This is a genomic window from Brevibacillus fortis (assembly GCF_003013395.1).
In the GTDB taxonomy this organism is placed as follows: domain Bacteria; phylum Bacillota; class Bacilli; order Brevibacillales; family Brevibacillaceae; genus Brevibacillus; species Brevibacillus fortis.
In genome coordinates this window covers 30,796-56,036 of sequence record NZ_PXZM01000048.1, presented here as the reverse complement: position 1 = coordinate 56,036, position 25,241 = coordinate 30,796, and the positions used below count along the sequence as shown (strand labels likewise).

General features: G+C 49.0%; 25 protein-coding genes. 3 read left to right on the top strand and 22 right to left on the bottom strand.

Translation table 11 applies throughout. The features are described 5' to 3' along the window. Nucleotides 1-13: 13 nt before the first annotated feature. The 9 genes from C7R93_RS26370 to C7R93_RS26330 form a co-directional block, all read right to left on the bottom strand. Complete coding sequence (locus tag C7R93_RS26370; RefSeq protein ID WP_106841575.1) at nucleotides 14-1,144, bottom strand: Ger(x)C family spore germination protein; 1,131 nt, start codon at nucleotides 1,142-1,144, stop codon at nucleotides 14-16. After that, complete coding sequence (locus tag C7R93_RS26365) at nucleotides 1,137-2,297, bottom strand: GerAB/ArcD/ProY family transporter (protein ID WP_106841574.1); 1,161 nt, start codon at nucleotides 2,295-2,297, stop codon at nucleotides 1,137-1,139. Before C7R93_RS26365 ends, C7R93_RS26370 begins: the two co-directional genes overlap by 8 nt. After that, nucleotides 2,294-3,832, bottom strand: a complete 1,539-nt coding sequence (locus C7R93_RS26360; RefSeq protein WP_106841573.1) for a spore germination protein — start codon at nucleotides 3,830-3,832, stop codon at nucleotides 2,294-2,296. The genes C7R93_RS26365 and C7R93_RS26360 overlap by 4 nt, the downstream gene beginning before the upstream one ends. Nucleotides 3,833-3,958: 126 nt before the next feature. Further along, nucleotides 3,959-5,239: a kynureninase gene (kynU, locus tag C7R93_RS26355; RefSeq protein ID WP_106841572.1), complete on the bottom strand. Its 1,281-nt coding sequence runs from the start codon at nucleotides 5,237-5,239 to the stop codon at nucleotides 3,959-3,961. Between the two features lie 95 nt (nucleotides 5,240-5,334). Continuing rightward, a complete protein-coding gene (locus C7R93_RS26350) occupies nucleotides 5,335-5,718 on the bottom strand; it encodes a DUF1294 domain-containing protein (protein WP_106841571.1) in 384 nt (127 codons plus the stop codon). Nucleotides 5,719-5,721: 3 nt separating this feature from the next. Then, nucleotides 5,722-6,339, bottom strand: a complete 618-nt coding sequence (locus tag C7R93_RS26345; RefSeq protein ID WP_106841570.1) for a DedA family protein — start codon at nucleotides 6,337-6,339, stop codon at nucleotides 5,722-5,724. 166 nt (nucleotides 6,340-6,505) lie between these two features. Further along, nucleotides 6,506-7,177 (bottom strand): DNA alkylation repair protein, encoded by a 672-nt coding sequence (locus C7R93_RS26340; RefSeq protein ID WP_106841569.1) that lies wholly within the window; start codon nucleotides 7,175-7,177, stop codon nucleotides 6,506-6,508. A gap of 39 nt (nucleotides 7,178-7,216) precedes the next feature. Next, complete coding sequence (locus C7R93_RS26335; protein WP_106841568.1) at nucleotides 7,217-8,995, bottom strand: B12-binding domain-containing radical SAM protein; 1,779 nt, start codon at nucleotides 8,993-8,995, stop codon at nucleotides 7,217-7,219. A gap of 122 nt (nucleotides 8,996-9,117) precedes the next feature. Further along, nucleotides 9,118-9,624: a MogA/MoaB family molybdenum cofactor biosynthesis protein gene (locus C7R93_RS26330; RefSeq protein WP_106841567.1), complete on the bottom strand. Its 507-nt coding sequence runs from the start codon at nucleotides 9,622-9,624 to the stop codon at nucleotides 9,118-9,120. A gap of 173 nt (nucleotides 9,625-9,797) precedes the next feature. Between C7R93_RS26330 and C7R93_RS26325 the strand changes: the two genes are divergently transcribed. Together C7R93_RS26325 and C7R93_RS26320 are read left to right on the top strand one after the other, a co-directional pair. Beyond that, nucleotides 9,798-11,240, top strand: coding sequence for an aminotransferase-like domain-containing protein (locus C7R93_RS26325; protein ID WP_106841566.1), 1,443 nt, complete (start codon nucleotides 9,798-9,800; stop codon nucleotides 11,238-11,240). An 86-nt stretch (nucleotides 11,241-11,326) separates the two neighbouring features. Continuing rightward, entirely contained in the window at nucleotides 11,327-12,673 is a 1,347-nt protein-coding gene (locus C7R93_RS26320) for a TrkH family potassium uptake protein (RefSeq protein WP_106841565.1), read from the top strand. Between the two features lie 70 nt (nucleotides 12,674-12,743). On the opposite strand, the gene leuB is transcribed toward C7R93_RS26320, so the two are convergent. From leuB to C7R93_RS26270, 10 genes are all read right to left on the bottom strand, one after another. Then, entirely contained in the window at nucleotides 12,744-13,838 is a 1,095-nt protein-coding gene (leuB, locus tag C7R93_RS26315; protein WP_106841564.1) for a 3-isopropylmalate dehydrogenase, read from the bottom strand. A gap of 78 nt (nucleotides 13,839-13,916) precedes the next feature. Beyond that, a complete protein-coding gene (locus C7R93_RS26310) occupies nucleotides 13,917-15,455 on the bottom strand; it encodes a 2-isopropylmalate synthase (protein WP_106841563.1) in 1,539 nt (512 codons plus the stop codon). Between the two features lie 56 nt (nucleotides 15,456-15,511). Next, the gene (ilvC, locus tag C7R93_RS26305; RefSeq protein WP_106841562.1) at nucleotides 15,512-16,534 is read right to left on the bottom strand and encodes a ketol-acid reductoisomerase; all 1,023 of its coding nucleotides are present in this window, start codon (nucleotides 16,532-16,534) and stop codon (nucleotides 15,512-15,514) included. 56 nt (nucleotides 16,535-16,590) lie between these two features. Continuing rightward, on the bottom strand, nucleotides 16,591-17,097 hold the full coding sequence (ilvN, locus tag C7R93_RS26300) for an acetolactate synthase small subunit (protein WP_048031929.1): 507 nt from the start codon (nucleotides 17,095-17,097) through the stop codon (nucleotides 16,591-16,593). 1 nt (nucleotide 17,098) lies between these two features. Then, nucleotides 17,099-18,835, bottom strand: a complete 1,737-nt coding sequence (gene ilvB / locus C7R93_RS26295; RefSeq protein WP_106841561.1) for a biosynthetic-type acetolactate synthase large subunit — start codon at nucleotides 18,833-18,835, stop codon at nucleotides 17,099-17,101. A 597-nt stretch (nucleotides 18,836-19,432) separates the two neighbouring features. After that, nucleotides 19,433-20,572, bottom strand: a complete 1,140-nt coding sequence (sat, locus tag C7R93_RS26290; RefSeq protein WP_106841560.1) for a sulfate adenylyltransferase — start codon at nucleotides 20,570-20,572, stop codon at nucleotides 19,433-19,435. Beyond that, complete coding sequence (locus tag C7R93_RS26285) at nucleotides 20,554-21,255, bottom strand: phosphoadenylyl-sulfate reductase (RefSeq protein WP_106841559.1); 702 nt, start codon at nucleotides 21,253-21,255, stop codon at nucleotides 20,554-20,556. Before C7R93_RS26285 ends, sat begins: the two co-directional genes overlap by 19 nt. A gap of 129 nt (nucleotides 21,256-21,384) precedes the next feature. Further along, nucleotides 21,385-21,618 carry a hypothetical protein gene (locus C7R93_RS26280; RefSeq protein ID WP_106841558.1) on the bottom strand — a complete coding sequence of 78 codons (234 nt, stop codon included), beginning with the start codon at nucleotides 21,616-21,618 and terminating at the stop codon, nucleotides 21,385-21,387. Nucleotides 21,619-21,780: 162 nt separating this feature from the next. Continuing rightward, nucleotides 21,781-22,017: a hypothetical protein gene (locus C7R93_RS26275; RefSeq protein WP_106841557.1), complete on the bottom strand. Its 237-nt coding sequence runs from the start codon at nucleotides 22,015-22,017 to the stop codon at nucleotides 21,781-21,783. A 189-nt stretch (nucleotides 22,018-22,206) separates the two neighbouring features. Continuing rightward, nucleotides 22,207-23,094: a R2-like ligand-binding oxidase gene (locus tag C7R93_RS26270; RefSeq protein ID WP_106841618.1), complete on the bottom strand. Its 888-nt coding sequence runs from the start codon at nucleotides 23,092-23,094 to the stop codon at nucleotides 22,207-22,209. A gap of 219 nt (nucleotides 23,095-23,313) precedes the next feature. Here C7R93_RS26270 and C7R93_RS26265 point away from each other — a divergent pair, with 219 nt between their 5' ends. Continuing rightward, nucleotides 23,314-24,000 (top strand): helix-turn-helix transcriptional regulator, encoded by a 687-nt coding sequence (locus tag C7R93_RS26265; RefSeq protein WP_106841556.1) that lies wholly within the window; start codon nucleotides 23,314-23,316, stop codon nucleotides 23,998-24,000. 65 nt (nucleotides 24,001-24,065) lie between these two features. On the opposite strand, the gene C7R93_RS26260 is transcribed toward C7R93_RS26265, so the two are convergent. The 3 genes from C7R93_RS26260 to rpmI form a co-directional block, all read right to left on the bottom strand. Continuing rightward, nucleotides 24,066-24,431 (bottom strand): hypothetical protein, encoded by a 366-nt coding sequence (locus C7R93_RS26260; protein ID WP_106841555.1) that lies wholly within the window; start codon nucleotides 24,429-24,431, stop codon nucleotides 24,066-24,068. 158 nt (nucleotides 24,432-24,589) lie between these two features. Next, complete coding sequence (rplT, locus tag C7R93_RS26255; protein WP_047070959.1) at nucleotides 24,590-24,949, bottom strand: 50S ribosomal protein L20; 360 nt, start codon at nucleotides 24,947-24,949, stop codon at nucleotides 24,590-24,592. 91 nt (nucleotides 24,950-25,040) lie between these two features. Further along, nucleotides 25,041-25,238: a 50S ribosomal protein L35 gene (gene rpmI, locus C7R93_RS26250; protein ID WP_012685334.1), complete on the bottom strand. Its 198-nt coding sequence runs from the start codon at nucleotides 25,236-25,238 to the stop codon at nucleotides 25,041-25,043. Nucleotides 25,239-25,241: the final 3 nt, after the last annotated feature.

Genomic DNA, 25,241 nt, shown 5'->3' with positions numbered 1-25,241 from the left:
AGTGATCGCTCTCCTATTGCATTTCCATACCAAGACGGCGCAGCTTGATTGTGTATTTGACGCGAATCGGAAAATCCCTGAAATCTTTCTTCCAGTCGTGAGTCTTCCAGTAATCATGATAATGCTTCGCACGCAGTGTAAGGCCGAGCTTTAAAATGTCGCTATTGTACTGCTTTTGCAATTGCTGCAAAAGCTTCTTTGCGCGGTTTTCCATTTCTTTTTTTATCAGCGCCTGCATTTGTGTGACGAATTGCTCTGGGGGAATATGCAGGTCTTCTGTGAGTTCGACAATATCCCCTTGGAGCTCGCAATGAAAGGTAGCGGAAAAGTCATCTTGAATGGTCACCTTTTTTTTTGCGAAGTGCGGTCGAAAGCTTACATATCCGTTCTTGGTTTTCGGCAACGCAATCACAATGTCTCCACCCGGTTTTTCATTTCGCAGCTGGATCAATGCCCATGTTTGCAGGTGATCCAGTATCCCCATCATCTTGTGTCCACGAAAAACAGCAACCCCTTTCCAGCTCACTTCATTTTTACTTGCCTCTACATAATTCAGAAACGGCTCCATAGTAAGATTAGAGGTCTGATTGAAATAGTCGCCCAACGTTTGGTCCGGAATTCTCCCTAATTTCATGCCATTTTCGATCAGCCCCATCAAAAAGACGACAGGAATCGGCTCGATCCTCGGCTTGATTTCCAGCAGGGTAGACGCTTTACCCCTTACGACGATCGGCCACAGGAGTCGCCGTATTTGCGGTTCGCGACGAAAACTGTCCATGATGTCTTGAATTCCCTTTCTAGCGATCTCCTCACTCAAGGCAAGAATACGCGTATGTCCAAGAAACAATCGTTGGTTCAGCCGCATTTGGAGGTTGTTGGCAGCATCTGTCACCGTTCTTCCTGTCACGCTCATGATTTTCACGGCATCCGCACCACTCCCTCCCCCCTTCCCGCTGCTCCCCGCGATTTTGATGGGAATCGGAATTTGGACAGTCATTTTATATAGATTCTCATCGTCTTCATCCTGATCAATCGCAATCGCCAATACCGATGCGCGTTCTTCCAATTCACGCCTGTCCCAGCATCCTGTAAGCAAGCTTGTACAGACGATCAACAGAGCGAAGTATCTCAGAAACTTACCCATCGACATTACGCCCCTCTCGTCGAGTCACCATGTCACGGATGAGGATTGCTACCCAATAAACGACCGGGAAGAGCAAATTAATGACCAGACTAGACAACCCCAACAACGACGCTAACTTAAATACTTCTGTGATGTTTTGTGGAATGCGGGAAAAGAAGAATAACGGGACGAGAAGGACAAAAGCCACGACTCTTTGAAACCTGATTCCTTTGCGAAACAACTGTCTCAGTGAATAAACAACAGCGTAATACGCATTGGCTACCGTAGTAAAAACAGCCGATACCCACACAGCCAAAAAAGCGGACTCCAATCGTTCCAAAATGAATCCAGGCACTTGCGTCGACTTGACCAATTCAAGCGTCGGCCATGTCACCCTCTGCAGCTCCTCGTATCCGAATACCGAGATACCAGCCACCACAATTAACATGTAGAGCAGTGCTGCAATCAACAAGCTGTAAAATCCCGCTAATTCTTTGTTCGTGTTTTGATTTGCATAAGCGAAAAAGACGAACATGATTTCAAAACCGGAATAAGAATAGATCCCCTCGTATACTCCCTCCGCCGTTGAACGCATCGACACATGATTGATCGGCAGGAGATTCCCAAATTCCGCTTTTTGAAACGACGCAATCGCGATGAAGAGAAGAGGTAGGATGATAAAGGGAAATAGCAGCTCGTTCACCCGCGCTACTACTTCCACCTCATGCATGCACAAAAATAGTACCAGCAAAAACATCGTGATGAGTATAACTTCCAACGGAGTCTGCAAAAGTACGGAAGTTACTACCACTTCACCAAATACCCGCGAAACGACAGCCGTGGAGAAATACAGGTAGACCAGATAGGTACAAATCCAAGGGAGGCTGAATACCTTGCCAACCCAAGGCCGTCTGGCGGATCCCCATACCTTGTGACTGTATTCAATAAATGTTTCGCCTGGGTAACGCTTGCTCAATTTGACAATCAACCATAAGGAAACAAACGCACCTGCAGAGCCAATAAGGGGGGCGATCCAGCCTGCCTCAAATAATTTCGAACTGGTTGTACGAGGAAGGGTCAACACGCCGACACCGATTAAGGTACTTGTGATGAGACAAATTTGCTGCCACATCGATAGAGTCTGGTGCCAGCCGTGCCCCTCCCTCCTGTTCATTTCGGGTTATCCTCCTCTCTGATCCGGATTTTATCTTGGACATGAAACATCATCGGCCTTGTTTTAAATAGATGATGGGGTACCCTTATGAACAAGTCCTTCATTCCATTCAGGTTGAGCGGACTAAGTGGGCTCATATAGGGTACTCCAAACGATTTCAATGAAGACAAGTGGATGAGGATGACGATCAAAAACAGCATAATACCGTAAAGACCAAACATCCCTGCCAAGATCATAACGGGAAAGCGGAGCATACGAATGGCAATCGCTGCACTGTAGCTAGGCGATGCGAACGAACCGATTGTCGTTACAGCTACGATGATTACCATGACAGGACTGACAAGCCCAGCAGTTACCGCCGCTTCCCCGACCACGAGTGCTCCAACAATCCCAATCGTAGGACCTATTGGACCCGGCAGCCTCACACTTGCTTCCCTCAATATCTCAATGGCCAACTCCATAAACAGGGCTTCGACTAATGAAGGGAATGGAACGGTAGATCGTCCTGCCGCCATAGCAATGACCAGTCGAGAAGGAATCATCTCCGGATGGAACGCGCTAAAAGCGATATAAAGAGACGGAAGCATCAAGGCGATGCTGATACTGATAATCCGAATGAAACGAATCAAGGTCGCGATGTAAAATCGCTCGTAATAATCCTCGGGACTCTGATAAAACTGCGAAAATACAGCCGGGGCAATCAAACCAAACGGTGTCCCGTCTACCAGAATGCCTACCTTCCCTTCCAAGAGATTGGCCACTACTTTGTCAGGGCGCTCCGTGTTTTGAATCTGCGGAAATGGAGACCATCTCCGATCCTGGATCATTTGTTCGATGTAACCACTCTCCAGCACAGAATCCACATGAACACTCTCAATTCGCGCAATCACTTCCTCCACTATCGGGGGATACGCAATGCCGTCGATGTACATGACGTAAATGTCAGTCTGTGTACGTTCGCCGACAACCATATGACGCACTCTGAGATTAGGGTCCTTCAAGCGGAAGCGGATCAGCGCTGAATTCACGCACAACGTCTCACAAAAACCATCCCGGGGTCCTCGAACGACTGATTCCGTCTGAGGCTCTTCCACCGAACGCCTGTCCCATCCTCTCGTGTTGTTCAAGTAAGCATTTCGACACCCATCGATGATCAGTACCGCACATCCAGACAAAATATTTCGGACAATCTGCCTCAGTTTGTCTGTCAAATCCAGCTCATTTGTCGCCGGATCATGATAGGTGATATCGGGAGTTGTCATATAGCGAATAATAAAATCACTGATGACATTGCGATCCACCATGCCATCTATAAAAACGATAGCGGCTTGAGCCTTCGACTTCGTTTGAAAACGACGAACGACGAGATCGTCACACTTTCCAAACTGCGCTTCAATCAATTGAATGTTTTCTTCTACATTTGTCGTGAGCGTGACATCCGATACGCTTTCCATGCTCTCGACGGAGTACTGCTCCAACGCTTTTGACTGGAGGGCTTCTTTTCTTTTTTGCCATGCTTGAAAAAACTGGCTCACCCTGCTCACCCTTATCCCTGGAATGTATCCTGCCTACAGGTACGGCTAGTGTGCCCAATTATGGAAAGAAAATCCCGGCAAGGGCCTATTCAAACAGAAAAACAGGTCCAACCTAAGTCGGACCTGTTAAGCAACTACCTCACGTTTGTTTTCAAATTTCTCGTAGCTCTTCTCTTGCATAATCGTCTTTAAGATCTGGACACTTTCCCAAACCTCTGTATAAGTCGTATAGAAAGCAACAGGGGCTAACCGGATGATGTTCGGTGCACGGAAGTCAGGAATAATACCTGCTTCCTTCAAGGCCTTGCATATACGTATGGCTTCGTCGTGCTCAAGGCTGACATGCCCACCTCGGCGATCATCCTGCTGTGGGTTCGCGATCGTAAAGCCCATGTCTGCCAGCTCCACCTCGATCAAATCCATCATGAACCGCGTTAAGCCGAGTGACTTGGCACGAAGCTTTTGCACGGACACCTCCTGAAACATCTCCAATGAACCAAGCAGCGGGGCGAGACTCAGCATATGTGGGGTACCAATCTGGTAAGCACCCGCATTTTCGCATGCATCCAGCGTATGTTCCATGTCAAATTGCTTATCCTTTTTCGAACTGAACCATCCTGCCAATCCCGGAGCCCTGCCAAAGTGCTTGCGGTTGACATAGAGGCTGCCCACTCCTCCGGGCCCTGCATTTACGTATTTGTAGTTGCACCAGTAGGCAAAGTCCACTCCCCATTTGCTGAAGGAATGCGGGATCGCTCCTACAGAGTGGCATCCGTCAAAACCGATGAGAATGCCTCGCTCATGTGCGGCTGCTGTCAACCGTTCGATATCTAGCAGCTGGCCGCTGCGATACAGGACCGTCGGAAGGACTACCAGTGCTACTTCATCCGACATCGCATTGATAATGTCCTCTTCCTCGATCAGGCGACCATCTCTTGACGCTACCCGAACCAAATGCTCTTCCGGGTTCAGTCCATGGAGCTTGATTTGACTCTGGAGTGCGTATATATCGGTAGGGAAATCCAGATCGGTCGCGATCACCTTCGTCCTCTTCCCAACCGGATGATAGAAGGTAGCTGCCAGTTGATGCAGGTTGATCGTCGTAGACCCCGTTACGATCACTTCTTCGGGGCTTGCCCCTACAAGTGCTGCGCTCATCTCTCCCAATTTCTCCGAGTAGAAAAACCATGGATGACTACCCGTTGTCCATCCTTCCACACCTAGCTCTTTCCAAGATTGCATCATGTCCATCATGCTTTTTTCCGCTCTTTTTGACATGAGGCCAAGCGAGTTTCCATCCAAATACAGGCTCGGAAGCAAATAAAACTCTTCGCGATAGCTCGCGAGTTCATCCTGTGCATCCAATTGCTGTGCATACGCTTTCGTTAGGGGGCTTGATTGAGACATAGCTACCTCCTCGGCTTGTTCTGTCGTTAACCCCTATTATAGGCCGAATTTTCAAATAAGAAAATCACCTTTCCAAAAAGAAAATCCCGTGCCACCTACGACACGAGACTTTTATCCAAATATAGTTGCGTTAACCAAATGACTAGCAAGATTTGCGCGATGCAAAAGAGTGGAAGCAGGATGAGAAAAGAGGCATGCTTGGTCTTATGCCGTTGAATGAGCATACCCTCAAGCGCCCCGATCCCTCCTCCTAAAATTGCGACCAACAAAAGGCTTAGTTCCGGAATCCGAAAACCTTTTTCTTTCGCCAGACGCTTGTCTGCCTGCATCAGGAAATAAGCATAGCCATTCAGCAGTAAAGCCCCTGCCGCCAGCACCCAGACATTCGAATTGAAATATCCTACCAAGAGGAGGGCCCAGCTTATGATTAGCACCAGCACGAAATTGCGGCGATGGGCAGCTAATTGTTGATGGTACATTTCTTATTCTCCTTTTGCCCGATATGCCCGATTTCCCATAAACTGCTTGCGTACGAAGAATACCACACCCAAAACAACCACGATCACCAGCAAAGCGTAGAAACCGTATTTACGGATGACCTCGATAATCGCTTCCACGTTATTACCGAATACATGGCCGAGAAAGTAAAAGGCGATGGTCCAAACCAAACCGATCGGATAAGACAGCATCGCATATCGCCGGAACGTCATACCGCCCAGCCCGACCAAATAAGGTACGACATGACGGACAACCGGAAATAAGTAGCTAATGCAAAGAGCAGTAGTACCGTATTTCTCCAGCAAGCCCGTTGATCGATTAACGGCGTTCCTCATTTTCTCGGTTTTGCACAGCCATTGCAATATTGGTTTCCCAAAATACTTTCCAAGTAAAAAGCCAATCGTCAATCCGGAGGCAACCCCTAAGTATCCCGCCAAAAAAGAATACCAAGGGTTTAACACGCCGATGGAGGCAAGAAATCCTCCTGTAGCAACAACCAGCTCATCGGGAATCGGCAAACCTACAATCCCCAGCCAAAGCAGGAAAAAAATCGCTACATAGCCGTATTGCTCTATGATTGACATCAGCAGGTCGACTTCCATGAGGCAAAATCCCCTATCCTTGCCACAGTGCGGTTTTCTTGACATACTAGCAGCTATGGCATCGCACGATATCTGACTCTATGTATTACGTATGAACCTCAAAAAAGGTACTTGTTTATTTTGCAATAGATTTACGTATTTTATCAAGCACAGATATGCCAGACGACTATCTTGATAGATGCTTGAGCGCCTCACGTCTGGACAGACTCGCGAGTGGCGTCGCTTCTACAAAATCACGTACGGCGTCGGGATTTGTTTTCGCATACTCTCTCAACGCCCAGCCGATTGCCTTCTGAATAAAAAACTCGTTGGAATCCGTGCACCTTTCCACCAAGGAAAAGAGCAGCCGCTGGTCTGTCTTGTCCTTGTACGACAACTGAAATAAAATCGCCGTTCGTTGCAGCCACATGTTTGTTCCATCCATCCACGCTGTTGTGTTCGGTTCGATCAGTTCGGGATGCAAGGCAAACAATCTGCCCGTTGTATGGGAAGCCAAATAATCCACGGTATCCCACCACGATTTTGTCGTGATGAGTTCAACAACGAACGGTAGATGGTCGGAGGTGAGACGCTTTTTGGACTTCTCGAGCACGTCAAGCGCTACGTACTGATACTCTCGCTCGGGCAAAGCCCACAAGGAACGAACGACCTGCTCCCAGTTTTCGGGTACACCATAATCTCGAAAGATTAGTTTGGTCAGTTCTTTGCGCTGTGGTGATTTTATCCCCAGAAAAGGAAAATGATTTTTCATGTACTGCGCCATTGGGCCAGCCTCATTTGAATCACCTTTTGCACGAAACCGTTCCTCGACGGCCTCTGTATACTCCCTTGCGTTCATCTGCGTCTCCTCCTCCCGACTCATCTGAAATCCAGTGGTTTAGCCTACTGCTTGGACGTCCTGTTTGACGACAGCAAAAGCATTTTGTTCTTCATCTTTGTACGGATAATACACGACGAGTGTAAAATCTCCCTCGACAAGCTCACCGGTCTCCAACCATTTTTCAATGTCAAAGGTCACCTTGGCCGTCAGCGTGTGCTTGAAATAATCTTTTTCCAAGGCAGCATGTGCCGCAAAATCATTGCGGAGGCGCTCACGCTGCTCGGTTAGGACAGCGAACGTCTGCTGCATCTCTTCCTTGTCCATGAGATCCTCCCACCACAGCTTGCGCGGGCGATGCTTCTGGTTGCGTAGGAAATCGAATTTCATCATGCTGGTTACATGCCCCATACCGTCCACTTGCTGGACCTGCAAAAACTTCTGCAAACGCATGAACAAATCCTCTAATTGATGACCGATACGGCTCCAGCCTTGATTTTCCCAATAGTCGCCAAATGTCTGGAAGAAGTCAAAAGCCGTTTCGAACTGATTCGCCAACAGCCACTCCACTGTATAGTCCATCCGGTGCGCATTCCAGTACTTTTCCAGAATGTCTTCTACACGCTTGATTTTTTGCATGTCCTCAAAGGAAAGGACGTTGTTCCCCAGAATTTCGTAAGGAGCCTCATCCATAAAAACATAGCCGTGATTAGCCGCACGCGCACGAACACCTGTCCCACGCAGCATTTTCAAAAAGCCGAGCTGAAGCTCTTCCGGGCGTAGACCAAACACGTCATTGAAGGTTTTACGGAATGATGCATAATCTTCCTCAGGCAAACCTGCGATCAAGTCCAGATGCTGATCGATTTTTTTCGAATCCTTGATCTGTGTTACCGTACGCGAGAGACGATCGAAGCGCTGAATCCGCTGAACAAGGCGGTTGGTCTCATCATTCGTGGACTGAACACCAATCTCGAAGCGGAAAATGCCCGGCGGTGCGTTCTCAGTCAAGAAATCAAGTACGTCTGCACGCAAAATATCTGCCGTGATTTCGAATTGAAAGATCGTGCCATTGTGGTTGTCGATCAAAAACTGAAAGATCTCCAACGCATATTTTTTATTGATGTTAAACGTGCGATCCACGAACTTGATCGTTTTGACTCCGTGATTGATCAAACGCATGAGATCTTCTTTTACTCGTTCCAGACTGAAATAGCGTACGCCGTCTTCAATCGAAGACAGACAGTATTGGCATTTGAACGGACAGCCACGGGATGCCTCAAAATAAACGACGCGGTTGTTCAGCTCGTCCAGATGGTCTGCGTATGGCGAAGGAATGCTATCCATCTCTTCCACTTGCGCACGCGGCATGGAAAAACGTACATACTCCTCTTCGCGATAAGCGATTCCGGCTACATCACGCAGGCGTGGAGGTTGCTTGGTTTGCAACGATTCCTGATACACCTGCAACAGCTCCAAGAAGGTCTGCTCCCCTTCACCAATGCAGATGACATCGATTTCAGGATGCTTCTTCATCCATTCGTCCGCATCGTAGGTCACTTCTGGTCCCCCGAGGATAATCGGAACATCAGGGCAAATCTTTTTCAGCGTGCGAATGACACTGAGCGTCTCGCGAATGTTCCAGATATAACAGGAAAAAGCAATGACATCAGGCTTACGCTTGTGTATGTCTGCTACTATATTTAACGTCACATCGTTGATGGTATACTCCACCAGCTCAATGGAAGGAAATGCTTCCTGGGCATAGCTTCGCAAATAACGCAAAGCAAGTGAGGAGTGAATAAACTTGGCATTTAACGTCGATAGTAAAATCTTCATGGATGGGTCTACTCTCCTTGCAAAATTCGGCACCAAAAAACCATCTGCAATCGATGGTTCATGATCTGACCGATCTTTTTCCTTTCGTAACAGTACCATACGAGGCTAGTAACGGCAAATCGTTACCGGTTTAATTCGCGCACCACATGCCCCAGCTCTGGCACGATCAACCGATTCATCGCCAGCCGCACTGCACCTGTCGAGCCTGGCGTGGAAAAAATCATCTTCCCCATCCGTGTCCCTGCAATCGCACGACTGAGCATCGCTGCTGAACCGATGTCTTCTGTAAAGCTCAACATCCGAAACAGCTCGCCAAATCCCGGCATTTCCTTATCGAGCAAGCCCGAAACGGCCTCAAAGGTATTGTCTCTTGGCGAAATGCCAGTACCGCCGTTGAGGAGAATGACTTGAACGTCGTCATGTGCCATTCCCGCTTCGATCGCCGCAATGACCTGTACAGGCTCGTCCTTTACAATTTGATAAAGGGCAACGCTGTGACCAGCTTCAGTGAGAAGCTCCTTCATTAACTGTCCGCTTTTATCTGTATCCTCTGTCCGGGTATCGGAAACGGTAATGACCATACATGTGACTTGTTTGGGCGATAGCGCCTTATGTTCCTGCGTGCTCATCCGTAATTTCCTCATTTCCTTCAATATGTACTCTTCTCATGATACCATGTTCAGGTTTTCAATACCTTCGTCGTTCCGGCAACAATTTCTTCACTCCCTATACCCGAGATGCTTCTCTTTCCTATATAATGCTGATGACTGCTATTTTTCGACAGACAAGGAGGCGTGCGCGAATGCCAGAGAGCCCTTATTTTTCTTTTCATTTCCACAAACAATCGCACACACCGATCTATGTACAACTCGCTGATCAATTAAAAACAGCGATTCTCCGTGGTGCCTTTCTTGTAGATGGACAACAATTGATATCGCTACGAGATATGAAAACAATTAGCGGCTGCTCGTTGGAGACAGTCAAAAAAGCATACGATCATCTTGCGTTGGAAGGTTGGCTGGAAGCTGTGCATGGCAAAGGCTATTACTTGACGCAGCTTGCCAAAGAAGCTCGTTTGGAAAATCGTCTCCCTCTGACCGATATCCCGATCGCTTCGCTGGCTGACTCTTCCCCCCGCCCAAGCGAAGAGCTGGTCAAACGATTGCGGGGAGCTTTTTATGAGAGCCTGACAGTATTAGACGAACCGGCAGCGAAAAAGAAAATCATGCGAACGCAGGCGGCCAAGGTTTTCGCTGATCATCTCAGCCGCAGGGGACTGCCCCACTCACCTGAACGCCTACTGCTTTTTAACAGAAGCACGAGCGGCTTCGCCTTTCTAGCACAGCGCGTCATGAATGCGCGTGATGTTGTCTATGTGGAGGAGTACAGTTATCCCGTATTCCTGCGTCTGCTAAGCCAATGTGGTATTACGGTTCGGCCGATTCGCATGGATGAAGAAGGCGTTTGTATTCAAGCCCTTAATGAAGAACAGGAGCATTACCCTGCCAATTGGCTGTTGATTAACCCGCATTATCAATTCCCTACGGGCATCAGCTATTCGTTGAAACGAAAGGAAGAGCTGCTCGAATGGGCACAGAATCACAATGTACGTCTGATTGAAAACGATCATTATGGCGACCTCTGGTTTGAAGAGCCGAGCGTTCCGCTGTACCACATGGCTGTAAAGGCGAAAAGCCCTGTCGAGGTCTACTATTTGCATTCGTTGTCCAAAACACTGGCTCGCGACCTGCAATTGGGCGTGTTGATGCTTCCTTCTGAGTTATCGGTTGATGAGTTGGAACGATACAGTCAGCTCGTTTCCATGACCGGAGCAGAGCCTTCCCTCCTCGTCGTAGAGGCAGCCGTCCAACTTCTCGATGATCCATGGTTTTACGAAGAGTTTCTAGCAGATCGACGCGCCCTGTTCCAGACCCGCTTCCTGCGACTGTGGCAAGAAAAACGCCAGGCACTCCCTGATCACGCACGAATGTACCCCATTGCAGGGGGCTTAAATACGTGGATCAAATGGGGCACGCCAACCGCAAGAGCAACCGAACAGGAAGAAAGAGTCGTCGCCATCCTTCGGGAGGAAGGTCTCGAGCTGACAGGCGGCCATGCTTTTCGCGTAGCGGATGAGCCAGCCGACATTATGCGCTGCCCGGCTGTCCGTTTCCCGCTCGCTCCACTGGAGGAACGAGAGTTGAAACATTGGCTTCACCGATTGGGTGCTGCTCTTCTTCGGTAAGTTTTCCAAGGGAAATGCCATACTAAGAGATGGATTTCCCTCCTTCCCATACACTAGACTCGAAAAAAGCCGAGGTATAACCTGCTATGATTAAAAAAATCGTAGAAAAACTTCACCTTGATCCACCAAAAACGCTTGTTCTTGGGTTTGCCTTGATTATTTTCTTGGGAGCGCTGCTTTTGACACTCCCGATCGCTACGGTTGATGGACTTGGCCTGAATTGGCTTGATGCCTTGTTTACGGCCACCTCTGCTACGTGTGTAACAGGCTTGGTTGTCGTCGATACCGGGACGACTTTCACTACCTTTGGTCAACTCGTCATTTTGTCGCTCATTCAAATTGGCGGTCTCGGTTTTATGACGTTCGCTACCTTCTTCGCACTGATTATGCGTAAAAAAATCTCATTGCGTGAACGGCTCATCCTGCAAGAATCGCTCAATCAGATATCAATAGAAGGTGTCGTACGTTTAGCCAAAATGATCTTGGTTTTTACTGCCCTCACCGAGTTTATAGGTGGAGTGCTTCTCTCTATTCGTTTTGCCTTTGACTTTCCTCTGTCAAAAGCGATCTACTTTGGCTTTTTTCATGCGATTTCCAACTTTAATAACGCTGGGTTTGACTTGATGGGCGAATTCGCCAGCTTGACAGCCTATGTAGCGGATCCACTGGTTAATCTCGTCGTCTGTTTGATGATCATTCTTGGCGGTATTGGTTTCATCGTTGTGAGTGAGCTATACGATTATCGTCATAACCGCCGCTTGTCATTACATACGAAAGTCGTACTGACAACAACCGGTCTATTGATTACGGCAGGTACTGTGCTTATTTTCATTTTGGAGTATAACAATCCGAAAACATTGCAGCCCCTATCCATGATGGGCAAAGTGCTCGGCTCCTTTTATCAATCGGTTACACCTCGTACGGCAGGTTCAAACACATTGAATATCGGGGATATGTATCAGTCGTCGCTTTTCCTCATTATTATACTGATGTTCATCGGTGCTTCTCCAGGATCGACGGGTGGCGGTATCAAGACCACGACATTTGCCACACTGATTGGTGCTGTTGTCGCCCAAATTAAAGGAAAAGAAGATGTCATCTTCTTCCGGCAACGCATCTTGCCACACATGGTCTACAAATCGCTGACATTGACGATGATCGCCTTGTTCCTTGTCCTTGTCATGACGATGGTGCTTTCCATTACAGAGACAACTGCGCGCTTTGAGATGGTCCTGTTCGAGGTCACTTCTGCGTTTGCTACGACTGGACTATCTATGGGGCTGACCCCAAACCTTACTCCCATCGGTAAAGCGTTAATCGTTATGACGATGTTTGCCGGTCGCTTGGGGCCACTCACGATTGCCTTTGCCCTCGCGCAACGCAAGCAAAAGGAATACTTCCGTTATCCAAAAGGAAAGATCACTATTGGATAAACCGTATAAAGAGGGAAAACCCTGCCAAAGCACCCGAAGGACTTTGGCAGGGTTTATTTTTGTGTCTACGTTATTGTTTTTGCCACTGTTTGGACAGCTCGTCGCGAACCAGTTGGCCCATTTCGACTGTACCAATCGCTTTACTTCTGTCTGCCGCGATATCGCCAGTGCGATGGCCTGCTTCCAGTACGGACCAAACTGCGTTTTCCACTGCTGCCGCCGCTTCATCCATACCGAGCGAGAGACGAAGCATCATCGCTACGGACAGAATGGTTGCCAGCGGATTGGCAATGCCTTTTCCAGCAATATCAGGGGCAGAGCCGTGAACCGGTTCATACAGGCCAAAGCTACCTGCTGCCAGGCTCGCCGAGGATAGCATCCCAATCGAACCAGTCAGCATCGCTGCCTGATCGCTCAAGATGTCGCCAAACATGTTTTCCGTCACGATGACGTCAAACTGTTTTGGTTCACGTACGAGCTGCATCGCGCAAGAGTCAACGAGCTGGTGAGTCAGCTCTACATCTGGATAGTCAGCCGCTACTCGCTCGGCTACCTTGCGCCAGAGGCGGGAGCTTTCGAGGACGTTTGCCTTATCTACAGATACGAGACGCTTTTGGCGTTTGCGTGCAATGTCGAAGCCGACTCGAATGATTCGCTCGATTTCCGCTTCATGATAAATGCACTGATCTTCTGCGACTTCACCGTTTGGACCGTCGTAGCGTTTTTTCTCACCGAAATAAATACCCCCGGTCAGTTCACGTACAACGATCAAGTCAACGCCAGAAACGACTTCTGGCTTGAGAGACGAAGCATCGACCAGAGAGCTGTGCATGGTAGCTGGGCGAATGTTCGCAAACAGACCAAGCGCTTTACGAATGCCGAGTAGCCCTGTCTCTGGACGAAGATGCCCCGGATTCTGATCCCATTTCGGCCCGCCAACGGCTCCCAAGAGCACAGCATCCGCTTGCTTTGCCAGCGTTACGGTTGCTTCTGGCAACGGTGTTCCATCCGTATCGATCGCGATACCACCGATCCGGCCTTCTTCGCAAGTAAAAGTGACACCTTCCTGTTCCCCTACGAGTGTAAGGACTTTAACCGCTTCCTGCATGATTTCTGGTCCGATACCGTCTCCAGGAAGAACGGCGATGCGATAGTTTTTCTTCATCGTTTATCCCGCTTTTCTATACGTAATGGTTTCCGAACGCTGCTGGTTCCTATGATCCTATCCACATTTGACCTATCTTTATATCGTTGCACTGACGGGTGCAGGCTCGCCACGCCGCTCCATGATCTTGTTGACTGCCCTTACATAGGCAATGGCGCTAGCTTCCAGTACATCTGTACTCACACCGCGACCTGTTACGATCAGATCGTCCTGTTGTAGACGGACGAATACTTCACCCAAAGCATCTTGCCCGTGAGTAACAGAAAGGATTTTGTAATCGACAAGAGATACTTCTTCTCCGGTAGCGCGGTCAATCGCTTTGTAGATGGAATCAACTGATCCATTTCCACATGCGGCTTCTTCGCATACCGATCCGTCGGCACGAACCAGTCGCACACTCGCTGTCGGAACGGAAATATTGCCGTAAGCGAGCTGGATGGATTCCAGCTGGAACGCTTCAGGTCCGCGAACCATCTTGGAGTCGACCAATGCGAGGATGTCGTCATCGCTGATTTCTTTTTTCTTGTCGCACAGCACCTTGAATGCTGCAAACGCCGCGTTTACTTCTTCCTGCTCCAGGTGATAGCCCAGATCTATCAGCTTTTCCTTGAAAGCATGGCGCCCAGAGTGCTTGCCAAGAACCAGTTTGTTTGACTTGAAGCCAACCGATTCCGGACGGATAATTTCGTACGTGGTGACTTCTTTTAACACACCATCCTGGTGAATACCGGATTCGTGCGCGAAAGCATTTGCCCCCACGACTGCTTTATTTCCTGGCACGATCATCCCTGTCAAACGGCTCACCAGCTGGCTGGTCCGTGCGATTTCTTTCAAATTCAGCTTGGTCGTCGCCTGGTAGTAATCCTTGCGCGTCTCCAATGCAAGCGCCACTTCTTCCAGCGCAGCATTTCCGGCGCGCTCTCCGATTCCATTGATGGTGCCCTCGACTTGCGTAGCTCCACCCTCGACAGCCGCGAGACTGTTGGCGACCGCCATCCCGAGGTCATCGTGGCAATGGCAGCTCAGACGAATGAGATCAGTAGAAGGTACCCGTTTTTTGAGCTCACGGAAAATGTTTCCGTATTGATACGGCGTCATGTAGCCCACCGTATCTGGAATATTTACTGTGGTAGCCCCTGCCTTGATAACCGCCTCTACAACCTCTGCCAAAAAGTCGATTTCGGTACGCGCAGCATCCTCTGCGGAAAACTGGACTTCCTTAAAGTACTTTTTCGCATAAGTAACTGCTTCCACTGCCCGAGCAAGGACTTCTTCCTTGCTCATGTTCAGCTTGAACTGGCGGTGAATCGGAGATGTTGCGAGAAAGACGTGGAGGGAAGCGTTTTGTGCGTTGCGAAGCGCTTCGTATGCCTTATCCATGTCGTCTTTAACGGCACGAGCCAGGCTGACGACGGTTGCATTCTTCACCCGTTTTGCAACTTCCGCCACAGACTTTTGGTCACCAGGGGAGGCAGCAGCGAAGCCCGCCTCCATTCTGTTTACGCCCAGCTTCTCGAGTTGAAGGGCAATCTCCACCTTTTCGTTCGTGCTAATATTGACGCCCGGAGACTGCTCCCCATCGCGCAGTGTCGTATCAAAAATCTCAATGGTACGCATGAACTTTTCACCTCCACATTTTTCCCTACATTATATATGAGTTTTTTACGCGCCAATTATTGGCCGATTTTCGCTTCTTCTTTTTTCTCTTCTTTGTTGATCCAAGACATCATGCCACGCAGCTGCTCCCCTACTACCTCGATACCATGCTCGGATTCCAGACGACGGCGGGAAGTGAAGCCAGGACGGTTTGCTTGGTTTTCCAAGATCCAATTGCGAGCAAATGTACCGTCTTGGATTTCCGTCAGTACTTTTTTCATTTCTTTGCGAGTCTCATCTGTGATGATGCGACGACCTATGCTGTAGTCACCGTACTCAGCCGTGTCACTGATGGAGTAGCGCATACGAGCCAAGCCACCCTCGTACATCAGGTCAACGATCAGCTTCAACTCATGCAAGCACTCGAAGTAGGCGATCTCAGGAGCATAACCTGCTTCAACCAATGTATCGAAGCCTGCTTTTACCAGCTCGCTTGCGCCACCGCACAATACTGCTTGCTCACCGAACAGGTCTGTTTCTGTCTCTTCACGGAAAGATGTTTCGATTACGCCAGCTTTTGTGCAACCGATACCGCTGGAATAGGCGAGTGCGAGATCTTTCGCGTTGCCTGTCGCATCTTGGTAGATCGCGATCAAACCAGGTACGCCGAAGCCTTCTTGGTATACGCGGCGAACCAGGTGACCAGGGCTTTTTGGAGCAGACATGATTACGTCTACATCAGCTGGTGGCACGATTTGCGCGTAGTGAATGTTGAATCCGTGAGAGAAGCACAGTGCAGCGCCGGATTTCAGGTTTGACGCGATCTCGTCGCGGTATACTTGTGCTTGACGCTCATCTGGCATCAGGATTTGAACCACGTCAGCGCGTTTGGTTGCTTCTGCTACTGTCAGTACTTCAAATCCGTCTTTTGCTGCAACATCCCATGATTTCCCTGGACGAAGACCTACTACTACTTTATAACCACTGTCGCGCAGGTTTTGTGCTTGTGCATGACCTTGGCTGCCGTAGCCGATGATTGCGATTGTTTTACCACGCAGTACCTCTTGTTTTACGTCCGCTTCATAATACATTTTTACCATTTGTATAGCCTCCCTAAAATTGTTTAGTTTGAATTTTTATTCTGAAATTTGGCAATTTAAACCGTTGCTGCGGCTGTTGCTGGAACAATACTGCGCGCCATCGCTACTGCACCTGTTCTTGTCAGTTCAATAACACCGTAGCTTTGTAATAGTACGAGCAGCGCATCAATCTTTTCGGTGTCACCCGTTACTTGCACGATCAGTGAGCTAGGGCCCACATCGACGATCGCGGCACGGAACGGCTCGACAATTCCGTTTAACTCTGCCAGTTGGCTGGGCGATGCCGTCACTTTAATCAGTGCCAGTTCCCGTGAAACAAAAGGGTTCTCGCTGAGATTCGTGACGGAGATGACATCGATCAGCTTGTGCAATTGCTTCATCAGCTGATTGATTTGGCGGTCATCTCCCCCGGTTGAAATGATCATCCGGGACAGCCCCTGTTCTTCCGTGCCTCCCACCGTAATACTGTCGATGTTGAAGCCGCGTTGGCCGAACAGTGTCGCCACTCTGGTCAAAACGCCTGGTTGGTCGTTGACGAGTACGGAAATGGTATGTTGCTGCATCCTAATCGTCCCCCAATTCCATCTGATCTAATGTGTTGCCTGATGCAACCATCGGATATACGTTTTCTTCCTGTGCAACTCGGAAGTCCACCACGACTGGTCCATCATGCGCAAGTGCCTCTGCCCAAACTGCCTCGGCTTCCTGTGGCGTGCTTGCTCGCAAGCCCTTTACGCCATATGCTTCCGCCAGTTTGACAAAATCCGGGCTGCACGTCAGATCGATTTGGCTATAGCGATTATCGTAGAAGAGCTCCTGCCATTGACGAACCATTCCCAAGCACTGGTTGTTCACAATCGCTACTTTGACCGGAATGTTGTATTGGGAGACGATTGCCAGCTCCTGGTTGGTCATCTGGAATCCGCCATCCCCTACGACGGAGATTACCGTGCGATCCGGGTGAGCGATCTGTGCGCCAATTGCTGCTGGGAATCCGAAGCCCATCGTGCCGAGACCACCGGAAGAGATAAAGGAACGCGGGTGCTTGAACTTATAGTATTGAGCTGTCCACATCTGGTGTTGTCCAACGTCTGTTGTGACGATCGCTTCCCCATCTGTGGAGTTGTACAAGAGTTCAATGACTGCTTGTGGCTTCAATACGTCGCCATCTTTTTTGTACTTGTACGGATATTGTTCTTTCCACTCTTTCAACTGACTGATCCACGCTTCGGAATCACAAGCTTTTACAAGCGGAATGGCTTTTGCCAGCGTGCTCTTCACGTCGCCCGCTACTGTGACGGCTGTCGTTACGTTTTTCCCCAGCTCTGCTGGATCGATGTCAACGTGTACGATGCGGGCTTTTGGTGCGAATTCCTTGGTGCGTCCCATCGTGATCCGGTCATCGAAGCGCGCTCCCAGACCAATCACACAATCCGCATTCAAGAGCGCCTGGTTCGCCGTGTAATTTCCGTGCATCCCTGGCATTGCCAGTGACAGCTCGTGTGTTCCAGGGAAACCGCCCAGTCCCATGAAGGTGTTGATCACCGGGATGCGTGTTTTTTCAGCAAAGTCGCGCAATTCTTTCTCTGCTTGAGCTGCAATGATTCCTCCGCCCGCCAAAATGACTGGACGCTTTGCTTCGCCAACGGCTTTTACAAACTCTTGTACTTTTTCGTCGCTGGGCACGAGTGAGGCACGGTAGCCGCGAACCTCCACTTTATCCGGGTAAGTAAATGGTGCCTTCGCATTGGCGACGTCTTTTGGAATGTCGATCAATACTGGGCCCGGACGACCGGTTGTCGCGATGTGGAAAGCTTCCTTCACAATCCGCGGGAGATCGCGAATGTCGCGGACAAAGTAGCTGTGCTTCGTAATCGGGATGGTAATTCCCGTAATGTTCGCTTCTTGGAACGCATCGGTACCAATCAGCGACTGTGCCACGTTACCCGTGATGCAGACCAGCGGAACCGAGTCCATCTGAGCGGTCGCAATCCCCGTTACGAGATTCGTTGCTCCCGGACCAGAAGTAGCGATACATACACCCGGTTTGCCTGTCGCTCGGGCAAATCCGTCAGCAGCGTGGATAGCGCCTTGCTCGTGACGCGTCAAAATGTGCTTGAAGTAGCTCCCGTATAGAGAGTCATAAATGGGGAGCACCGCACCGCCTGGATAGCCGAAAATGTATTCGACCTGCTCCAGGATCAAACAGCGCAGCAGCGTTTCTGCTCCTGTCACTTCTTCCCCGAACTGAATCGGTGGAATGCCGTTCTTTTTCTGCAATTCGGCCATTTCAACACTCATTGACCTCTCCTCCTCCCAATTCTCAACAGGTATTGAAAATAACTATAGACACATAGAAAAACCCTTTCGCCCCGACACGGTTTTATTTCCATGTCTTTTGGGGCGAAAGGGTTCGCGGTACCACCCAACTTTATCGGCGCCTCACGGTCAGCCGATCTCAGCCAGTCACAACGTATGTGGACTGTAACACGTTAACGGGTGTTAAGCGGTTTGGCCTACTACCTGCAAAGCAAGTTTCAGCAAAACGGCTCAGAGGTGAGCAATGCGGCGTACCCTATACCCGTTTCTCAGCATCAGGGCTCTCTGTAAAAGGGGTAACGCGCACCATCCTCGTCGTGGCCTACTATTAGTACAATATTTTCAATATTGTTGTTGTCAGAATAAAGTGTTACGTCTGATTATAGCTAGGCACCTAGGGGGTGTCAACGAAAACAAAAAGATTTTACTGGACTTTCGTCCGAACGAATGCTCAGTTGGAAATGGCTATACAGCGCGGTTTTTGCTTGAAAGCGGATACAAGAAAAGAGAGACTTGTCCAGTTATTGTAACGGAAAAAGAACGGCTTTGCCGTCCCTCTCCTGCTTTTTCGGTTCCGTTTTATTGTGGGGATTGCAATCCCTCTATCAAAATAATCGCGACTTCCGGTCGAGTAAATTCCGGTGGTGGCGTAATCCCGGTTCTCAACATTTCCCTCACCTTTGTTCCCGATAAGGTCAGATGCGAGTCTTTGTCATGCGGGCACGTCTTGGTCGTTGCCATACCTTGGCATGCTGTGCAATAAAAGCTGTGCTCAAAAAAGAGCAGCTGGATACCGAGCTCACCTGGGGCAAACTCGGAAAAGATGTGCTGCGCATCATACGTGCCGTAATAATCGCCTACCCCTGCGTGATCGCGGCCGACGATAAAGTGTGTACAACCGTAATTTTTTCGTACCAATGCGTGGAAGACCGCCTCACGCGGACCCGCATAGCGCATGGCAGCTGGAAAAGCTCCGAGCAGTACACGGTTGTGCGGATAGTAGTTTTCCAGGAGGGCGAGATAGCTTTTCATTCGTACTTGTGCAGGAACATCGTCTGATTTCGTTTCCCCCATCAATGGGTTGAGAAAAAGGCCATCCACAATCTCCAATGCCGCCTTTTGAATATATTCATGTGCCCGGTGAACGGGATTGCGCGTTTGGAAGCCAACCACCGTTTTCCAGCCATTTTCTCGAAATCTTTCTCTCGTTTCAGCTGGCGTCAAATAAAAATCTGAGAAGCGCTCAGGCTGTGGCTTTTGCAGTACTTCTACGGAGCCACCCACGTATAGGTCTGGCTTTTCAAACAGCTTTTTCACACCCGGGTGAGCGAGATCCACGGTGCGAAAAACGAGCTCTGCCTCACGCATTTTGTCTGGCACAAAGCAGCTTTTCACCCGCAAAATCGCATAGCCCACTCCATCTTCACCACGTAACAGAATACTGTCACCAGGCACAAGATCGTCGTGCACAAATGCATCGACAGCCAATGTCACTGGCAATGGCCAAACTGTTCCATTGGCTAGGCGCATCGTTTCCACGACAACGTGGTAATCCGCCTCTTCCATGAACCCAGTCAACGGCGAAAATGCTCCGATGGCAAGACATTCGATGTCCGAGAGTGTCCATTTGTCTACGATAATGGCTTTTTTGATCCCATGCGGCAAGATCTCTTGCTTCACGTACTTCCCTCCTGCGCTGTTCATTTGTGCAGACCGCATTCGGTCTTTTCGAAGCCAGCCCACCGTCCGGACCGAGAATCTTGGCCAGGCATGACAGCGCGAGTGCATACCCGGCAGCCAATGCTTGGATAGTTCCGGTCGTGCAATGGATTGTAAGGGACATCATGCGCATGGATATATTCCCACACCTGGGCCTCCGTCCAATCTGCTAGCGGATTGAATTTAACCAGGTCGAATTTTTCGTCCCACTCCACTTTTTTTGTTTTCGCTCGGGTAGGGGATTGCTCGCGGCGAATGCCTGTAATCCACGCCTGATAGTTGGACAGGACGCGCTTTAACGGCTCTACCTTACGAATCTCGCAGCAAAGATTCGGTTCTCTCTCCCACAGTTTGTCACCGTGTTTTTCTGCCTGCTCGGTTAACGTCAACTGTGGCTGCACTTGAATAAATGTCGTGCCGTATCTGGCTTGCAGCTTGTCACGTGTATCATACGTTTCAGCAAAATGAATGTTGGTATCGAGGTAAAATACAGGGATGGTGGGAGCCAATTTGTGCAGCATGTCGATTAAAACGACATCTTCGGCGCCAAAGCTGGCAGCCAGGATCAGACCCGCTGCATAATTTTCCACAGCGCTCACTAGCACGTCCTGCGGCGCGTGAGCTTCCAGTCGGCTTGCCCATTCCTGTAATTCCTCATCCGCCATTTTCTGGCGATTACTCATCAGCGAAGCTCCTCTCTTGCTCGGATTCACCCACCATCATATGCCTAGTGAGTGGAAGTGGCGCATCACGTCGAGACGTTTTTCACAGAAAAAAAGCCACCAGACATAGTCTGACAGCTTTTTGCTGCTTTATTTTTCCTCTTTTTCGTTGACAGTCGGGGCGAAAATAAACGAGGCTCCGGTTTGTGGTGTGTTTTTGGCCTCGGCGACTTTAACAGTTGGTACGGCGTACGAACCAGGGCTTACCAAGGAAGGTGTCACGGTGTAAGAATCATCCTTGTCTTTCGCAAACGCTCCTGGTACGAGCAACGCTGAGCAGACAACTGCTGTTACACCCATCATCATCCATTTTTGTTTTCTCATCTATGTCTCTCTCCCTATCCAATGTTTTCCTGTAACGCTTTTTATTGTATGGCATCGGGTAGTCTGCTCGACACGGACGAAAGATTGTTTTTTTGTCAGACTTGAGGCTTACATCCATTTTCTTCAAAAGAAAAAGCATCCTGTACGGATGCTTTTCGCCCATTAATTTTTTTCTTTTTCGTTTACATTTGGTGCGAAAATAAATGCACTTCCTGTTGTTTTCGTGCTTGTTACCGCATCTGTTTTCTGGACTACTGGAGCCGTGTTCGAACCAGGGGCGAAGAAGGCAGGCGTCACAGAATGTGCGTCATCTTTTTCTTTGGCAAACGCCCCTGGTACGACCATCGCTGCACAAACAACTGCTGTAATTCCCATCATCATCCACTTTTGTTTTCTCATTTTAGTATCTCTCCCTAACCAATGTTTTCCTCTTATGGCTTTATTTTAAGGGATCAGCCAGGCTGTATAACACAGACGGGAGGTTGTTTTTTACTCAGACCTTGGGCGGATTCTTCTTTCGGACCCGAGCCCAGTTCCATCACATAATGACTCGCTCTTTCGCGGTCGAATACGTTCGAACGCCTTTCTTTACACATCGACAGCTGTCCTTGTATGCTTATACAACTCTTCCATCGTCTGCCCTTTTGCTCGGGCAAGTACCTCCATGCGCACACTTAGTTGCTTTTTCGCAAACTGCTGCAGATCAGCGACCTTCACTCCGAATGGACTCACCCCTTGCGGATCGTCCATCCAGTCGTACAAATGACTTGCCATTGGAGCCAGCTCATCCATCTTTTTGGCAATGACATCGTAAATATGGGGATGCTCACAGATCAATCGCTGCAGCAGGAATGTTCCGTAGCTTATGTGCCGAGATTCGTCTGTCTTCAAATACCCAATTCCTTGCATGAGACCAGGCATAAGCCCCGTTTTGCTGAGTGCTTCGTAAAACGCATAGTAGCCTGTTTCGGCGAGCACGCCTTCCACAAACATGTTATAGACAGTAGAAGCCTCCGCGATGGCTTCGGGGGATTTATCCGTCAGCAGACGATTGAGTGCATTCGGCAGGATCTCATGGAAAATTCGTTTGTACACATCATCGTGAAAATGATGCAAGTCTCCTGACTCACCGATGTTGTCGAGAACCAATCGGAAAAACTCGGTATGCTTGGCCTCTTCAAAGAGGAAGGTCGTCAAATACATTTCTTCTTCCAATCGCCCTTCCTCTGCAATGACCATGATCAAAGGCAAAAGATCGAGGGTGACTGCCTCTTCTCCACCAAGAAAACTCGCAATCCGCCCCAAGGTTTCTTCCTTCTGCTCCGGACTCATATTCGCATAATCTTCGCGGTCTTGCGTAAAATCAATGTCCTGCGGGTTCCAAATCCCGTATCTCTTCGCTTTTTGATACAATTGGTACGGCAACAGCTCCTGATTCAATCCTTTTTGGCTGGTCGAAACAAAACCATTCCTCATCCCTATCCAACCTTTCTTTTTTCTCATACGCCTTCTATTCCGAACGAATGTAAGAAGTCATGATTTTGTTAATTTATCCCAATTCCTTCCTTTACGCTCAGATCAGCGGTTTGATAAAATGAAGACGCTGTAGGTTGATTATAGGTCAGGCTGAACGATCGTTCATATCCCCAAAAATCAGGGGGTGTTCATCACCCAAATGGAGGTGGCAATCACTCCATGGTCAGTCCAGAGCTGAACATGTACATCGATCGAATCAAAGAAACGACATTTTATGAGGAGAAACTGGTTCTTGCTGTACGCGGCTTCGTGGATCTCTTTCCTTTCATGGGAGCCATTCTGTGCAATTACTCGACGCTCAGTCAAATGGGGGAGGGACTATGGTCGATCCTTGACCAAGAGCTATGCTCTATCCGCGATATACGGGTGGACATGCGCAACATGCCCCTCATTCAGCATGCGATTCGCGAACAAAGAGCGGTACTGCTAGATTCTGAGGCGATCCGCCAGATCCCGCCCAATTTGGTGTATGGCGCCCCTTATGCGCTCATTCTCCCCATCAGCTATGGGTCTAACGTACTCGGCTACGCCGGTATTTCCTGGCATCAGGATGGCTGTTCCGGCATTAACCATCAATTGATACAATCCTTGAGTGCCTACTGTGCGATGCTAGGCAAAGTATTGGCAACCGATTCCCTTCCCCCTAAAACCGTCAAGCTCTCACGCCGAGAAGTCGAAGTCATGCAGCGGATGTCATGGGGCGAGAGCGTTAAGGAGATGGCGGACTGGATGGGAATCAGTGAGTTTACCGTGCAGGATTACATCAAGTCCGCGTTAAAAAAGCTCGGTGTGCAAAATCGCGCGCAAGGTGTGGCGGACGCCATAAGACAGCGAATCATTTGTTGAATAGAAATAGAAAAAACAACCGAATGTGATCTCGGTTGTTTTTTCTTTGACCCGAACTTCCCTTTCTACGTTCTGATTTCTACCACGTTTCTCGGTGCCGTTCTCGTCCGTTGAATCTCCCTGATTTGAGAAATAGTCAGATTGCGTCCCACAAAAATGAATGACGAGGTACGATTATTGAAGTCGAAATTACCGAGGTCGGCAATATCCCGATTCCCCCGGAAGACACGAAAATCGCCTTGATAAGCGGTTCCTGAAAACAGAACGAGTGTCACTCGGCCATTATTCCCTGCTCGTAATCGAAAACTCGACAGTACATCATCGAATTCAAGAGCTTGACACTGTCTGACTGCTACCCCACGTCTGCGAAAACGAATACGACGAGCTTCAAAGTTTCTACCTGCCCACAAGCTTACTCGTAATTCTGCCATGCCACTCACCTCCTTCTATCTTTGCTGTAAGATATGACAAGGAGATTGATAGCGTGTGGACAGGTGTAGGATGCCATTCGTTTGATTTTGCTTTCTGGGCCACAACAAAAAAGCCGACCTCACCCTAAATCGGGAAGATCGGCTCTTCTATTCAAAAATTACGCGTTCAGTTTGCCTTTAGCAACTGTAGCCAGTTCGTTGAACGCAGCTTTGTCGTTAACAGCCAAGTCAGCCAGCATTTTGCGGTTAACTTCGATGCCAGCAACTTTCAGGCCATGCATCAGACGGCTGTAGGACAGACCGTTCATGCGAGCTTGTGCGTTTATACGAGTGATCCACAGTTTGCGGAAATCACGTTTCTTTTGACGACGGTCGCGGTATGCATACAGCAGGGATTTCATTACCTGCGCATTAGCGGATTTAAACAGGCGATGTTTGGAACCGAAGTATCCTTTCGCCAGCTTCAGGATTTTCTTATGACGACGGCGTGTAACAATGCCACCTTTTACTCTTGGCATACTAAACTCCTCCTGGTCTTTCCAGCATGGCGGCCTACTGCTAGGCGCTTAGGGAGCTCATGCTGCGTAATGGTGTGTAATAAAGAATAACTTACAGGTAAGTGAGCATTTGCTCAATACGTTTTTGATCGCCTTTGGAAACGAGTGCAGCTTTGCGCAGGTGGCGCTTAGCTTTCGTCGATTTGTTAGCGAACAAGTGGCTACCAAACGCACGGTCGCGCTTCAATTGGCCGCTTCCAGTCTTTTTGAAACGTTTCGCAGCAGCCTTGTTGGTTTTCATTTTAGGCATCTG

What these genes read in the sequence shown, in the direction of transcription:
- C7R93_RS26260 (WP_106841555.1), bottom strand. Translation starts at nt 24,431, where the DNA reads ATGGCAGAATTACGAGTAAGCTTGTGGGCAGGTAGAAACTTTGAAGCT.
- leuB (WP_106841564.1), bottom strand. Translation starts at nt 13,838, where the DNA reads ATGAAGAAAAACTATCGCATCGCCGTTCTTCCTGGAGACGGTATCGGA.
- C7R93_RS26350 (WP_106841571.1), bottom strand. Translation starts at nt 5,718, where the DNA reads ATGTACCATCAACAATTAGCTGCCCATCGCCGCAATTTCGTGCTGGTG.
- C7R93_RS26320 (WP_106841565.1), top strand. Translation starts at nt 11,327, where the DNA reads ATGATTAAAAAAATCGTAGAAAAACTTCACCTTGATCCACCAAAAACG.
- C7R93_RS26270 (WP_106841618.1), bottom strand. Translation starts at nt 23,094, where the DNA reads ATGAGGAATGGTTTTGTTTCGACCAGCCAAAAAGGATTGAATCAGGAG.
- ilvB (WP_106841561.1), bottom strand. Translation starts at nt 18,835, where the DNA reads ATGAGTGTTGAAATGGCCGAATTGCAGAAAAAGAACGGCATTCCACCG.
- sat (WP_106841560.1), bottom strand. Translation starts at nt 20,572, where the DNA reads ATGCGGTCTGCACAAATGAACAGCGCAGGAGGGAAGTACGTGAAGCAA.
- C7R93_RS26330 (WP_106841567.1), bottom strand. Translation starts at nt 9,624, where the DNA reads ATGAGCACGCAGGAACATAAGGCGCTATCGCCCAAACAAGTCACATGT.
- rpmI (WP_012685334.1), bottom strand. Translation starts at nt 25,238, where the DNA reads ATGCCTAAAATGAAAACCAACAAGGCTGCTGCGAAACGTTTCAAAAAG.
- kynU (WP_106841572.1), bottom strand. Translation starts at nt 5,239, where the DNA reads ATGTCTCAATCAAGCCCCCTAACGAAAGCGTATGCACAGCAATTGGAT.
- ilvC (WP_106841562.1), bottom strand. Translation starts at nt 16,534, where the DNA reads ATGGTAAAAATGTATTATGAAGCGGACGTAAAACAAGAGGTACTGCGT.
- C7R93_RS26275 (WP_106841557.1), bottom strand. Translation starts at nt 22,017, where the DNA reads ATGAGAAAACAAAAGTGGATGATGATGGGAATTACAGCAGTTGTTTGT.
- C7R93_RS26265 (WP_106841556.1), top strand. Translation starts at nt 23,314, where the DNA reads ATGGTCAGTCCAGAGCTGAACATGTACATCGATCGAATCAAAGAAACG.
- C7R93_RS26365 (WP_106841574.1), bottom strand. Translation starts at nt 2,297, where the DNA reads ATGAACAGGAGGGAGGGGCACGGCTGGCACCAGACTCTATCGATGTGG.
- C7R93_RS26340 (WP_106841569.1), bottom strand. Translation starts at nt 7,177, where the DNA reads ATGAACGCAAGGGAGTATACAGAGGCCGTCGAGGAACGGTTTCGTGCA.
- C7R93_RS26325 (WP_106841566.1), top strand. Translation starts at nt 9,798, where the DNA reads ATGCCAGAGAGCCCTTATTTTTCTTTTCATTTCCACAAACAATCGCAC.
- C7R93_RS26345 (WP_106841570.1), bottom strand. Translation starts at nt 6,339, where the DNA reads ATGGAAGTCGACCTGCTGATGTCAATCATAGAGCAATACGGCTATGTA.
- C7R93_RS26370 (WP_106841575.1), bottom strand. Translation starts at nt 1,144, where the DNA reads ATGGGTAAGTTTCTGAGATACTTCGCTCTGTTGATCGTCTGTACAAGC.
- C7R93_RS26335 (WP_106841568.1), bottom strand. Translation starts at nt 8,995, where the DNA reads ATGAAGATTTTACTATCGACGTTAAATGCCAAGTTTATTCACTCCTCA.
- C7R93_RS26280 (WP_106841558.1), bottom strand. Translation starts at nt 21,618, where the DNA reads ATGAGAAAACAAAAATGGATGATGATGGGTGTAACAGCAGTTGTCTGC.
- C7R93_RS26310 (WP_106841563.1), bottom strand. Translation starts at nt 15,455, where the DNA reads ATGCGTACCATTGAGATTTTTGATACGACACTGCGCGATGGGGAGCAG.
- ilvN (WP_048031929.1), bottom strand. Translation starts at nt 17,097, where the DNA reads ATGCAGCAACATACCATTTCCGTACTCGTCAACGACCAACCAGGCGTT.
- C7R93_RS26285 (WP_106841559.1), bottom strand. Translation starts at nt 21,255, where the DNA reads ATGAGTAATCGCCAGAAAATGGCGGATGAGGAATTACAGGAATGGGCA.
- rplT (WP_047070959.1), bottom strand. Translation starts at nt 24,949, where the DNA reads ATGCCAAGAGTAAAAGGTGGCATTGTTACACGCCGTCGTCATAAGAAA.